The 12,359-nt window shown below is 64.7% G+C and carries 16 protein-coding genes; 12 read left to right on the forward strand and 4 right to left on the reverse strand.

Annotated features, from left to right (window positions below):
* Window positions 1-92: 92 nt before the first annotated feature.
* Window positions 93-1,157 (reverse strand): MBL fold metallo-hydrolase, encoded by a 1,065-nt coding sequence (locus IVB26_RS37945; RefSeq protein WP_247969940.1) that lies wholly within the window; start codon window positions 1,155-1,157, stop codon window positions 93-95.
* Window positions 1,158-1,603: 446 nt separating this feature from the next.
* Between IVB26_RS37945 and ffh the strand changes: the two genes are divergently transcribed.
* From ffh to IVB26_RS37980, 7 genes are all read left to right on the forward strand, one after another.
* Entirely contained in the window at window positions 1,604-3,151 is a 1,548-nt protein-coding gene (gene ffh, locus IVB26_RS37950; protein WP_247969941.1) for a signal recognition particle protein, read from the forward strand.
* A gap of 84 nt (window positions 3,152-3,235) precedes the next feature.
* On the forward strand, window positions 3,236-3,568 hold the full coding sequence (gene rpsP, locus IVB26_RS37955) for a 30S ribosomal protein S16 (RefSeq protein ID WP_122400381.1): 333 nt from the start codon (window positions 3,236-3,238) through the stop codon (window positions 3,566-3,568).
* A 9-nt stretch (window positions 3,569-3,577) separates the two neighbouring features.
* Complete coding sequence (gene rimM, locus IVB26_RS37960; RefSeq protein WP_247969942.1) at window positions 3,578-4,135, forward strand: ribosome maturation factor RimM; 558 nt, start codon at window positions 3,578-3,580, stop codon at window positions 4,133-4,135.
* A 118-nt stretch (window positions 4,136-4,253) separates the two neighbouring features.
* Window positions 4,254-5,009: a tRNA (guanosine(37)-N1)-methyltransferase TrmD gene (trmD, locus tag IVB26_RS37965; protein ID WP_247969943.1), complete on the forward strand. Its 756-nt coding sequence runs from the start codon at window positions 4,254-4,256 to the stop codon at window positions 5,007-5,009.
* Between the two features lie 110 nt (window positions 5,010-5,119).
* Window positions 5,120-5,500 carry a 50S ribosomal protein L19 gene (gene rplS / locus IVB26_RS37970; protein WP_247969944.1) on the forward strand — a complete coding sequence of 127 codons (381 nt, stop codon included), beginning with the start codon at window positions 5,120-5,122 and terminating at the stop codon, window positions 5,498-5,500.
* Between the two features lie 409 nt (window positions 5,501-5,909).
* The gene (gene leuC / locus IVB26_RS37975; protein WP_247969945.1) at window positions 5,910-7,316 is read left to right on the forward strand and encodes a 3-isopropylmalate dehydratase large subunit; all 1,407 of its coding nucleotides are present in this window, start codon (window positions 5,910-5,912) and stop codon (window positions 7,314-7,316) included.
* A 93-nt stretch (window positions 7,317-7,409) separates the two neighbouring features.
* A complete protein-coding gene (locus IVB26_RS37980; protein ID WP_247969946.1) occupies window positions 7,410-7,619 on the forward strand; it encodes a hypothetical protein in 210 nt (69 codons plus the stop codon).
* Between the two features lie 147 nt (window positions 7,620-7,766).
* Here IVB26_RS37980 and IVB26_RS37985 read toward each other — a convergent pair whose 3' ends face one another.
* Window positions 7,767-8,327 carry a hypothetical protein gene (locus IVB26_RS37985; protein ID WP_247969947.1) on the reverse strand — a complete coding sequence of 187 codons (561 nt, stop codon included), beginning with the start codon at window positions 8,325-8,327 and terminating at the stop codon, window positions 7,767-7,769.
* 177 nt (window positions 8,328-8,504) lie between these two features.
* Between IVB26_RS37985 and IVB26_RS37990 the strand changes: the two genes are divergently transcribed.
* Window positions 8,505-8,804, forward strand: a complete 300-nt coding sequence (locus tag IVB26_RS37990; RefSeq protein ID WP_247969948.1) for a DUF1330 domain-containing protein — start codon at window positions 8,505-8,507, stop codon at window positions 8,802-8,804.
* Window positions 8,805-8,808: 4 nt separating this feature from the next.
* Here the strand turns inward: IVB26_RS37990 and IVB26_RS37995 are convergent, their stop codons facing one another.
* The gene (locus IVB26_RS37995; RefSeq protein ID WP_247969949.1) at window positions 8,809-9,069 is read right to left on the reverse strand and encodes a hypothetical protein; all 261 of its coding nucleotides are present in this window, start codon (window positions 9,067-9,069) and stop codon (window positions 8,809-8,811) included.
* A gap of 56 nt (window positions 9,070-9,125) precedes the next feature.
* Window positions 9,126-9,401 (reverse strand): hypothetical protein, encoded by a 276-nt coding sequence (locus IVB26_RS38000; RefSeq protein ID WP_247973375.1) that lies wholly within the window; start codon window positions 9,399-9,401, stop codon window positions 9,126-9,128.
* Window positions 9,402-9,557: 156 nt separating this feature from the next.
* On the opposite strand from IVB26_RS38000, the gene IVB26_RS38005 reads away from it, so the two are divergent.
* From IVB26_RS38005 to IVB26_RS38020, 4 genes are all read left to right on the forward strand, one after another.
* The gene (locus IVB26_RS38005; RefSeq protein ID WP_247969950.1) at window positions 9,558-9,956 is read left to right on the forward strand and encodes a metallopeptidase family protein; all 399 of its coding nucleotides are present in this window, start codon (window positions 9,558-9,560) and stop codon (window positions 9,954-9,956) included.
* Window positions 9,957-10,037: 81 nt separating this feature from the next.
* Complete coding sequence (gene leuD / locus IVB26_RS38010; RefSeq protein ID WP_247969951.1) at window positions 10,038-10,643, forward strand: 3-isopropylmalate dehydratase small subunit; 606 nt, start codon at window positions 10,038-10,040, stop codon at window positions 10,641-10,643.
* Between the two features lie 81 nt (window positions 10,644-10,724).
* Window positions 10,725-11,510: a glycosyltransferase family 32 protein gene (locus tag IVB26_RS38015; RefSeq protein ID WP_247969952.1), complete on the forward strand. Its 786-nt coding sequence runs from the start codon at window positions 10,725-10,727 to the stop codon at window positions 11,508-11,510.
* A gap of 224 nt (window positions 11,511-11,734) precedes the next feature.
* On the forward strand, window positions 11,735-12,184 hold the full coding sequence (locus IVB26_RS38020; RefSeq protein ID WP_247969953.1) for a hypothetical protein: 450 nt from the start codon (window positions 11,735-11,737) through the stop codon (window positions 12,182-12,184).
* Window positions 12,185-12,359: the final 175 nt, after the last annotated feature.

Raw genomic sequence — 12,359 nt, forward strand, 5'->3', positions numbered from 1 at the left:
TACATCGTTGTGACATGGGCCCCGGCTCTGCAGCGCACCGTCGAAGAGACGCTGCGCTGCGTCCGGGGCACGGGCGGTGTGTGCGAAGAAAGCTAAATCTCCACCACCTGCCCCGGCTTCATCGCCACGAACCGCTCCTGCGGAAGTTTCGCCGCATCCAGCGCCTCGACCAGCGCCTTCGCCGGCGCGTCGATCGCCTCGTCCGTCAGCTGGAACGTGCCGTGATGATGCCCGAGCGCGGCCTCGGCGCCGCAATCAGCCAACGCCTTTACCGCATCCTCCGGATTCATGTGCTGGTCGCGCATGAACCAGCGCGGCTCGTAGGCGCCGATGGGGAGGATCGCCAGGCGCAGGGGGCCGTGCTTCTCGGCGACGCGACGAAAATGCGTGCCGTCGCCATAGCCGGAATCGCAGACGACGTAGATCTTCCCCGCAGGCGTCTCCAGCACAAAGCTCGCCCACAGCGCCTTGTTGCGATCGAACATGCCGCGCGCCGTCCAGTGCCGCGTCGGCACCAGATGCACGGCGATGCCACCACCGAGCTCGACGCGGTCGTGCCAGTCGAAGGCTTCCACCTTGATCGTGGAATCCCAGCTGCGCATCGTCACGTCGTTGCCGAGCGGGGTGACCACGCGCGGACCAAAGTTCTTCGCGAGGCGCGACAAGGTCGCGATGTCGAGATGGTCGTAATGGCCGTGCGAGACCAGCACGACATCGATCTTCGGCAACTTCTCGAAGGCGATGCCGGGATCGTTGTGCCGCTTCGGCCCGGCCCAGGCGACCGGCGAGACCCGCTCCGACCAGACGGGATCGACCAGAATGTTGAGGCCGCCGGTCTGGATCAGCCAGCTGGCGTGGCCGACGAAGGAGAGCCGCACGTTGTCGCCGTCGACACACGCCGGCGGGGTATCGGCGTGGGGGCTGGGGGCCCAGTCGGGCCAAGTGGCGCGCTGTCCCCGGCCGCCTAATTGCCAACGTAGCACCTCGCCGAGCGATCTCGGCGGCGCCCCGTCGGGATCGAAGAAGGTCAAGCCGTCGAAATGGTCGGAGACCGGGCCGTCGTAGGTTTTCATTCGGGACATCCAGAGGGAGGGCACGCCGACCAGCGCGCCGGCCCCGGCGAGCAGTCCGAACAAGTGGCGGCGGGTGATCGGCACGGCGGGTTTCAGCGATGGTAACGGAGGCGGGTCATCACCTCTATATGGGTGGACCCCAGAGAAAAGGAACCGGCCGCAAAAAGCCCGCCGGTTTCAGGGCTTTGACCTGGCAAAGGCACCCCGACGCCCCAACTTTCCTTGACTTTTGGGCGGGAGCGGCGTTTAACCCCGCCACTTTCTCGGAAAGACTTTCTTTTCGACCCGCCGACTGGCCCTGGAGGCCAGAGGTCAACGCCCGACAGCGCTGTGCGCCCTCGGGCGTAAAGGTGTTTGGAAGATTGCTTATCAAGGAAGTGGTCATCGCCCGACTTGATCGGGCGATCCAGTATCCCAGAGGCGGCTCGGCTGGAACCGAGGCGCCGCGGCGTACTGGATGCCCCGGTCAAGCCGGGGCATGACAGTGTGAACGCGGCAACCCTGCGCGAGCAGGACAAGGGACAATTGCATTGTTCGACAATCTGTCGGAACGGCTTGGTGGCATTCTCGATCGTCTGACGGGGCGCGGTGCGCTGACCGAAAAGGACGTCGATGCCGCGATGCGCGAGGTACGCCGCGCGCTGCTGGAGGCCGACGTCGCGCTGGAAGTGGTGCGCAGCTTCACCGAGCGCGTCCGCGAGCAGGCGATCGGCGCCACCGTCGTCAAGTCGGTGACCCCCGGGCAGATGGTGGTCAAGATCGTCCATGACGAGCTGATCAACACGCTCGGCGCCGAAAGCCAGACCATCGACGTCAATTCCGTGCCGCCGGTGCCGATCATGATGGTCGGCCTGCAAGGCTCCGGTAAGACCACGACCACCGCGAAACTCGCCCGCCGCCTGGTCCAGCGCGACAAGCGCAAGGTGCTGATGGCCTCGCTCGACGTCTACCGTCCGGCGGCGATGGAGCAGCTGGCCGTGCTCGGCCGCGATCTCGATATTCCGACCTTGCCGATCGTCGCGGGTCAGCAGCCGCCGCAGATTGCGAAGCGCGCGCTGGAAGCCGGCAAGCTCGGCGGCTACGACATCGTGCTGCTCGACACCGCCGGCCGCACCACGCTCGACGAAGAGATGATGGCGGAGGCCGCCGCAATCAAAGCTGCCGCCAATCCGCACGAAGTGCTGCTGGTCGCGGACTCACTCACCGGCCAGGACGCGGTGAACCTCGCGCGCGCGTTCGATCAGCGCGTCGGCCTCACCGGTATCGTTCTCACACGTGTGGACGGCGATGGCCGCGGCGGCGCCGCGCTGTCGATGCGCGCGGTCACTGGCAAGCCGATCAAGCTGATCGGCACCGGCGAAAAGACCGATGCGCTGGAAGATTTCCATCCCGACCGTATCGCCGGCCGCATTCTCGGCATGGGCGACGTGGTCTCGCTGGTCGAACGTGCCGCCGCCAACATCGACGCCGAAAAGGCCGCGCGCACTGCCGAGCGCATGCGCAAGGGTCAGTTCGACCTCAACGACATGCGCGAGCAGCTGTCGCAGATGGCCAATATGGGCGGCATCAGCGGGCTGATGGGCATGATGCCCGGCATCTCCAAGATGAAGAACCAGATCGCGGCGGCCGGCATCGACGACAAGATCTTGAAGCGCCAGGTCGCGATCATCGATTCCATGACGCGCGACGAGCGCCGTCATCCCGACCTGCTCAAGGCCAGCCGCAAGAAGCGTATCGCCGCAGGCTCCGGCCAGAGCGTCGAGCAGGTCAACAAGCTGCTGAAGATGCACCGGAACATGGCCGACGTCATGAAGGCGATGGGCTCGGGCAAGCGCGGCCCGCTCGCCGGCATCGCGCAGGCGATGGGCTTTGGCGGCGGCATGAAGCCACCTTCGCCGGAAGAGATGAAGGCGATGCAGGAGAAGATGCAGGCCGGCGGTGGACAAGGTCTGCCCAGCCTGCCGAAGGATCTGCCGCCTGGTCTTCGCTCGGGTCTACCAAATTTGCCGGGGCTTACGGGCCTCAGCGGCAAGCCGACCCTTCCGGGGCTCGGCGGTTTTCCCGGCAAGAAGAAATGAGGAATTCGTCGCGGGGGATCGCAAGCGTCCCGCGCACGCGGAATACCAATCAACCGAACGAACTGTACTTTGAAGGAGAACTAGATGTCCGTCGTTATCCGCCTCGCCCGCGCAGGCACCAAGAAGCGTCCCGTCTACCACGTCGTCGTCGCCGACTCGCGCTTTCCGCGCGATGGCCGCTTCATCGAGCGTCTCGGCCATTTCAACCCGCTGCTGCCGAAGGACAACGAGACCCGCCTGAAGCTCGACATGGAGAAGGTGAAGGCCTGGCTCGCCAAGGGCGCGCAGCCGTCGGACCGCGTGGCCCGTTTCCTCGACGCCGCTGGCGTCAAGAAGCGCGAAGCCCGCAACAACCCCGAGAAGGCCGTGCCGCGCAAGGAGCGCAAGGCGCAGGCCGAAGCCGCCGCGAAGGGCTAAGGCTAGATCATGTCGGCGCTGGTCTGCGTCGCGCGGATCGGCGCCGCGCATGGGGTGCGCGGTGCGGTCAAACTGTGGACCTTCACCGAAGATCCCTTTGCCGTCAGGCGCTACGGTCCGCTTCTCGCCAAGGACGGCAAGCGCCAGTTTGAGGTCGCAACGGCGCGCGAGGCCAAAGATCATCTGGTCGCGACGTTCAAGGGCGTCACGACCCGCGATGAGGCCGAGCGCCTCAACGGCATCGAGCTCTATGTCGCGCGCGATAAGCTGCCTGCGACAGATGAGGATGAATATTACCACACCGATTTGATCGGGCTCGCCGCCGTCACCACCGATGGCGATGCGCTCGGCCGCGTGCTCGCGATCCACAATTTCGGCGCCAGCGATATCATCGAGATCGCTCCGCCCAAGGGTTCGACGCTGCTGTTGCCGTTCACGAACGCGGTGGTGCCGGAGGTCGATCTCAAAGGCGGTCGCGTGGTGATCGCGCTGCCGCAGGAAGTCGAGGGGGAGGATCGAGGCGAAGCTCTCTCCCCGAGTCGTCCCCGCGAACGCGGGGACCCGTAACCACAGGCCGAAATTTTTCGCTAAGCTGTTTGCTCCAGCCATCGCAAAACTGGCTGTGGTGGTTATGGGTCCCGGGCTCGCGCTTCGCGCGCCCCGGGACGACAACAACTGAGATCGAATGACCAATCCCTCACCCTGGCGCGCGACGGTGCTGACGCTGTTTCCGGAGATGTTTCCGGGACCGCTCGGCGTGAGCCTCGCCGGCCGGGCGCTCGCCTCGGGCCTCTGGGAGATCGAGGCGCGGGACATCCGGGCTTCCGCCACCGACCGCCACCGCAGCGTTGACGACACCCCGGCCGGCGGCGGCCCGGGCATGGTGCTGCGGGCGGATGTTTTGGCGGCTGCCATCGACGCCGCTGAGATCGGCCCGGACCGGCCAAAACTCCTGATGAGCCCGAGGGGTCGGCCATTGACCCAGGCCCGTGTTGTGGAACTGGCCCAGAGCGCCGGCCCCCTGATCGTCTGCGGGCGCTTCGAGGGGATCGACCAGCGGGTCATCGACGGGCGGGGCCTGGAGGAGGTTTCGATCGGCGATTACGTGCTGTCCGGGGGCGAAATCGCGGCTTTGGCGCTGATCGATGCCTGCGTCCGGCTGCTGCCGGGCGTGATGGGCAAGGAGGCCTCGGGAACCGACGAAAGCTTTTCGGACGGCCTGCTCGAATACTCCCAATACACCCGCCCGCAGCTGTTCGAGGGGGCACCGATCCCGGAGATCCTGACCTCCGGCGACCACGCCAAGGTTGCTGGCTGGCGGCGGGCGCAATCGGAGGCCCTGACGGCGGCCCGGCGGCCCGATTTATGGGCCAAGATCCCACCCAAGCCGGCGAATCGGGCTGGCCGCCAAAAAACGCCAAAAAACAAGACAGACGGGTGACAAACGCTCCGGCTTGCCTTATAGGAGCGGCCAAATCCGCAATGGCTGGATAGACGAATTTTGCGCAGCCCCCCGTTTCCAGGGCTGGGCGCGCCGATGGAGATTTACCCATGAACCTGATCAAGCAGCTCGAGCAAGAGCAATTCGACAAGCTGTCCGCCGGCAAGGACATTCCGGAATTCGGTCCCGGCGACACCGTGATCGTCAACGTGAAGGTCGTCGAAGGCGACCGCACCCGCGTGCAGGCCTATGAAGGCGTCTGCATCGGCCGTTCCGGCGGTGGCCTCAACGAGAGCTTCACTGTTCGCAAGATCTCCTACGGCGAGGGCGTGGAGCGCGTGTTCCCGGTGATGTCGCCGATGATCGACTCGATCAAGGTGGTGCGCCGCGGCAAGGTGCGTCGCGCCAAGCTCTATTACCTCCGCAACCTTCGCGGCAAGTCGGCCCGCATCGTCGAGAAGCAGGACCGCTCGGCTGCCGTCGGCGAGTAAGCTTCGCCACCAGGCAAGGTTTCGAAAGCGCGGGGCTCGGCTCCGCGCTTTTTTGTTTTTGCCCCCGCCGTCATTGCGAGGAGCGAAGCGACGAAGCAATCCAGACTATATCCGCGGACGCATTTCTGGATTGCTTCGCTGCGCTCGCAATGACGAGCCGAAACTCTCGCGCTTTTACCGCTGCGTGCTATATAGCTTCTAGAATGTTTCCAGATCCGACCAGCCTCGTCCCCGTCAAGCGCGTCGTCATCGACGATCGCTTGCGGCTGCCTGGCCGGTTCTTCGGACGCTTCGCGACCTCGGCAACGTCAGAGCTTATTCGCGCAGCCTGAAAGGCTGCGCTGACGATTTTGTTGCCCGTGCGCTGCCTGCGCACACCCGCTTCACACATTCTTCGGAGCTGACGCTCATGTCCAAGCCGACCACATTGTACGACAAGATCTGGAACGACCATTTGGTGCACGAAGCCGAGGACGGCACCTGCCTGCTCTACATCGACCGTCATCTGGTGCACGAGGTGACCTCGCCCCAGGCGTTCGAAGGCCTGCGCGCCACCGGCCGCAAGGTCCACGCGCCGGAGAAGACGCTCGCCGTCGTCGACCACAACGTGCCGACCACCGATCGCACCAAGCCGAATCCCGATCCTGAGAGCATCGAGCAGATCAAGGCGCTGGCCGAGAACGCCAAGGAATTCGGCATCGAATATTACGACGAGTTCGACAAGCGCCAGGGCGTCGTCCACGTCATCGGCCCCGAGCAGGGCTTCACCCTGCCCGGCACCACCATCGTCTGCGGTGACAGCCACACCTCGACGCATGGCGCCTTCGGCGCGCTCGCGCACGGCATCGGCACCTCCGAGGTCGAGCACGTGCTGGCGACGCAGACGCTGATCCAGAAGAAGGCGAAGAACATGCGCGTCACCGTCGATGGCAAATTGCCTGAGGGCGTGACGGGCAAGGATATTATTCTGGCCATCATCGGCGAGATCGGCACCGCGGGCGGTACCGGCTACGTGCTGGAATATGCCGGCGATGCGATCAGCGCGCTCAGCATGGAAGGCCGCATGACGGTCTGCAACATGTCGATCGAAGGCGGCGCCCGCGCCGGTCTCGTTGCGCCCGATCAGAAGGCGTTCGACTTCCTGCGCGGCCGGCCGAAGGCGCCGAAGGGCGCGGACTGGGATGCCGCCATGCGCTACTGGGAGAAGCTGCGCTCCGACAACGGCGCGCATTTCGACAACGAGCTGCGCCTCGACGCGGCCAAGCTGCCGCCGATCGTGACCTGGGGCACGAGCCCGGAGGACGTCATCTCGGTGACCGGCATCGTGCCCGATCCCGACAAGATCGCGGACGAGGCCAAGCGTCTGTCCAAGCATCGCGCCCTGAAATACATGGGCCTGACGGCGGGAACGAAGATCACCGACATCAAGGTCGACCGCATCTTCATCGGCTCCTGCACCAATGGCCGCATCGAGGATCTGCGCGCGGCCGCCAAGATCGCGGAAGGCAAGCACGTCTCGGCACATGTCAACGCCATGGTCGTGCCGGGCTCCGGCATCGTGAAGGAGCAAGCCGAGGCCGAGGGTCTGGACAAGATCTTCATCAAGGCCGGCTTCGAATGGCGCGAGCCGGGCTGCTCGATGTGCCTCGCGATGAACCCGGACAAGCTGGCCCCGGAAGAGCGATGCGCCTCGACCTCGAACCGCAATTTCGAGGGCCGCCAGGGTTTCAAGGGCCGTACCCATCTGGTGTCGCCGGCAATGGCGGCAGCGGCGGCGATCGCCGGTCACTTCGTCGACGTCAGGGACTGGCGCTAAACCGCTTCCTGCAATTGTAGCGATCGCGGCAAACCGCCGTTAATCGATCGCCTGACACTCTCGTCCTCGCGAGGTTTCGCGAGGACACGCCTCATGGCCAACAAGCCTGAATATGTCGATCTGATCGGCGAAGCGACGCGCCAGCACCGGCGGCGCGCCGCGCCGCTGCGCGTCGTCGCCAAGCCCGAGATCGAGGAGACCTCAAAGCTCAGCCGCTGGCCGCCGGCGATATTCAAGCAGTGGAAGATCGAGAACCTGACGCGGTGGAAAGCTTCGTCGTGGAAGCTGAAGGATTGGCTTTAGGCCGCGTACACCGTCATGGCCGGCATAGCCGTCCGTAGGACGGCGTCGCTTCCGCTCGCCTATGTCCCCGGCCATCCACGTTTTTAGGCGCAGACAGAAAGATCGTGGATGCCCGGGACAAGCCCGGGCATGACGACACAACTCACATCACCAATAGCGATACGGATAGTGCCAGCGATGCCAGCGGCAGATGCGGCGCGGGCCGTAATAGGTCCAGATGATCCGGCAGCGGCGCGGATAGTGGTAGTAGGGATAGTAGCCGCCGTAATAATAGCGCCGGTGGAAGTGACGATAGCCGTAGTGCGGGCGATAGATCCCGTAACGACGAAACCCGCCATAGCGGTGAAATCCACCATAGCGATAGCCGCCACCGTGGAAGGCCGGCCCTGCGCGGAAGCCGCCGATATGGCCGCCGTGAAATCCACCGCCGCGGAAACCGCCGATATGGCCTCCGCCACCATGGAAGCCGCCACCGCGGAAGCCTCCGCCGCCGTGAAAATGTCCGCCCCCGCCATGTCCGCCGCCGCCGTGGCGAACCTGCGTGACGAGGTCGTCGGCCGCAGCCTTCGTCGCGGGTGACGTCGCCGGATTGATCAGGGTCAGCGCTTCAGCACGACGCGCAGTGCCGGCCGACAGCATCAGCGTCGTGGCGGCCGCAATCCCGAGCAGGCGCATCGGGCTTGCCGTGAGACCCAAACTCCTCAGCATGGACTCCTCCCTGAATCTGGACAGCGGAATTGCGATGCTCGTCGCGGCCCGCATCATCCCTGTTCAATTGCAGTCGCTCCCGGGATTAAATTGCGGACAGCGATGTGAACGCACCATGAATGAACGAAGCTGGGCCCCGCGCTGCGGCGCCGTGCCGCGACGGAAGGAATTTTGAAAATGACTGTTTACGCGATTGCACAATTGAAGATGACGGACCGCGCGGCCTATGACCGCTATCAGGCGCGGTTCTTCGATGTGTTCAGGAAGTACAATGGTCGGCTGCTCGCCGCCGATGAGCGCCCGCGCGTGCTCGAAGGGGCGTGGCCGCAGGACAAGCTCGTCATGATGTCGTTTCCCGACGAAGCTGCCTTCCTCGCCTTCTCGAACTCACCCGACTACGAGGAGATTTCGCGCGATCGCAAGGCCGGCGCGCAGGCGACCGTGCTGCTGGTCAAGGGATTTGAGCCTGCCGGCTAGCGCGTCACCAGAACGGCCCGTAGCCGAACACGAAGGGTGCGGGCACGCGGTAGGGATAGGGACGGTAGTGCACGGGCCGCGCGTAATAGCGGGGATCACGGCGCACGAGGGGCCGTGCAATGTGTTGGTTTCGCGCGGGTCGCCGCACATCGAAAACCGCGATCCCTGCGGAGGCCTCTGGCACCGTCACCCTTGGCGCCGCGAAGGCGCGCGGCAGGCCGGCGGCAAGCGCGACGGCGACGACCACTGCAACCCATCTCGTCACCACGAACCCCGCGAGGCGACTACGCTGTTTGGTTGGCGGGGCATCAAGCCGGTCTCTCAGCCGCGGCGCCAGTAGCAGCTCACACGCGGCACGATCACCGTGCCGCTCGGCCGGAATTCCTGCACATAGGTGGCGTTGCACACGCGGACTGCATCGGGACCGGGATTGTAGCGCGGATAGACGCCGTCCGGGCTGTAGTAGGGCGTGACGCGCAGCCGCGCCGGAGGCCGCTTGCGCGGCGGCGGGGCATCAGGTGAGGCCTGGGCGAGGCGGATCTCGGGGCCCGCAGTCTGGGCCTCCGCGCCAACGCAAAATGGCGAAAACAACCCCATGCACAGTAGCGTCAGCGCTGTTTTCGCTCGCATTTTTCCGCCCACGTGAAACGTCCCATTTAAGACCCCACGCTCCCCGTTTTGGAAGCGCCCGTCAACCTCGCCGCGTTTATAAAGCCGGATGCATCGCCGCGGAACCCGCGCTAAGAGGGTGGCATGTGGACGGAATTGAAAGCACCCTCGCTGGCCGAGATGGAAGCCACGGCGCATGACATCTTCGAGCGCCTGCCGGCGGAGTTTCGCACCCTGTGCGAGGGCGTGATCATCCGGGTCGACGACTTCCCGAGCGAGGAAGTGCTGGACGAGATGGAATGCGAGAGCGAGTTCGATCTGCTCGGCCTGTTCCAGGGCATCGGCTTGCCGCAGCAGAGCCTTGGCGACGTGGCGCGGCTGCCCAACATGGTCTGGCTCTACCGCCGGCCGATTCTGGATTACTGGGCCGAGCACGACGAGAGCCTCGGCCACATCGTCCGCCACGTCCTGATCCACGAGATCGGCCACCATTTCGGCCTCTCGGACGACGATATGGCCGCGATTGAGGCCAAGGCAGAGTAGATCTGCCGAATTCGACCTAGGATTTCCGCCCCGATCGCGATAAATACCTGTTCCCCTAGACCCATCCGGGAAAGCCCAACCATGGACAAGTTCACCACGCTGGAAGGCGTCGCGGCGCCGCTGAAGATCATCAATGTCGACACCGACATGATCATTCCGAAGCAGTACCTCAAGACCATCAAGCGCACCGGCCTTGGCAAGGGGCTCTTCTCAGAGCAGCGCTACAGGGACGACGGCAGCGAGAATCCGGATTTCGTCCTCAACCAGCCCGCCTATCGCAATGCGAAGGTGCTGGTCGCCGGCGACAATTTCGGCTGCGGCTCGAGCCGCGAGCACGCGCCGTGGGCGCTGCTCGACTTCGGCATCCGCTGCGTGATCTCGACCTCGTTCGGCGACATTTTCTACAACAACTGCTTCAAGAACGGCATCCTGCCGATCCGCGTCAGCCAGGAAGACCTCGACAAACTGTTCGACGATGCCGAGCGCGGCGCAAATGCGACGCTGACGGTCGACCTGCCGAACCAGGAGATCCGCGGCCCCGACGGCGGCAAGGTCAAGTTCGAGATCGATCCGTTCCGCAAGCACTGCCTGATCAACGGCCTCGACGACATCGGCCTCACGATGGAGAAGAAAGCCTCGATCGACACCTATGAGGACAAGCTCAAGCGCGAACGCGCCTGGGCCTGATCGCAAGTTTTCGTTCGAGCCCCGGTGCTAATGGCGCCGGGGCTTTTTCTTTGTCCAAACTATCCCTTATAGCTTCCGCGCATGCTGTCCGAGATCGTCACCTTCTGGCATGGCCCGATGGACGCGCTGCGCCAGACCTGTCTGCGCTCGCAGCTGGCGGCTGGCCACAAGGTCACCGTCTACAGCTTCGACACCATTCCCGGCCTTCCCGCCGGTGTCGCCAACGCGGATGCCGAAGCGATCCTGCCGCACGCATTCTCCGAACGCTTGCGGCCACCGCAGCCGGACGGAAGCTGGCGCGACTGGACCACGCTTCAGTTCAGCGACTTCTTCCGCATGAAGCTGATGGCGAAGGGCCTCGGCCTCTGGCTCGACGCCGACGTGCTGCTCTTGAAGCCCGTCGAGATCGATCCGGCAAAGCCTTACTTTGCCTGGGAGCGCCCCCGGCAGCTCGGCAATTCCGTGATCTATCTGCCGCCCGACCACGGCATCGTCAACGCCTTCGAGGAGCTGATGGAGCAGGAGGAACTGACGCCGAACTGGCTGTCGGTGCGCCACCGCATCACCTTCATGATGCGCCGCCTGCGCGGCGGCTCGAGCCGCCTCTCCGACATCCGCGTTGCGATCTATGGCCCCGCAGCGCTCACCGCGCTCGCGCGCCGCACCGGCGAACTCGCATGCGCGCTGCCGAAGCAGTCGTTTTATGCCGTGCATGCCGAGCCAAAACTCTTCTTCGATCCGTCAAGCTATCTCGGCCTCGTCACCAACCCCGAGATCATCGGCCTGCACATCTCGCCCAAGGGCCGCGGCGGCGAAAAGCCGATTCCGGGCAGCCTGTATGCCTGGGCTGCGGAGCGATTTGCTTAGCTCTCGTGCCCCGGACGCAGCGCAGCACCCCTTGGTGATGCCCTGCCGAGCCGGGGCCTAGCACAGCCGTGCGATGGGTCCCGGCTCTGCGGAGCGGCACTTCGCGCCGCACCGCGTCCGGGACACGAGAGCAATTTCCTTCTTTCCCAGTTTGATCCAGCGCAACGCGCTCCTGCATCATTGTGCTTAATTCGCTCCAATTCCGCTGTCCGAAGGAGCTTTCCATGAGCACCGCAAGCAGGCCTTATCCCATCATGCAGGATCTCATCGACTCCTTTGCGAGCTGGCTGAAGCATCGCCGCGAGATGAACGAGATGCGGCAGCTCGACCGTGCCGATTTCGACCGCATCGCCAACGACCTCAGGATCGCACCTGACGATCTGGAGGAACTGGTTCGCCACGGCAAGCACTCCGCCGACGAATTGCCGAAGATGCTGGAACAGCTTGGCATCAGCGCCGAAGGACTCGGCCGCGCGCAGCCGCTGTTGCTGCGCGACCTGGAACGCGTGTGCTCGCTGTGCAATCACAAGGGCCAATGCGATCGCGAGCTGGCCGACGGCACCGCCGCGGAGAACTATCACGGCTTCTGCGCCAATGCCTCGACACTGGAGTCGCTCGATCGCAGCGACTTGGCGGCGCAGGACAACCAGAAGCCGGAGCTCTCGGTGCTGTAGAACGCGCCGAGACAACCCCGTCACAATCTTCTTGCACAGGTCCGGATCCGGGGCCTGATCCGGCCGTCTTTCAATGGCTTAGCCGGCTCGGCGCTCGCGATGGCGGCAATCGCGGGCGCGCCTAGGTGTGAAGCACCTCATATGCTCGCCGGGCGCGCCGGTCTAGCCTGGGGCT

This window comes from Bradyrhizobium sp. 195, assembly GCF_023101665.1.
Taxonomy (GTDB): domain Bacteria; phylum Pseudomonadota; class Alphaproteobacteria; order Rhizobiales; family Xanthobacteraceae; genus Bradyrhizobium.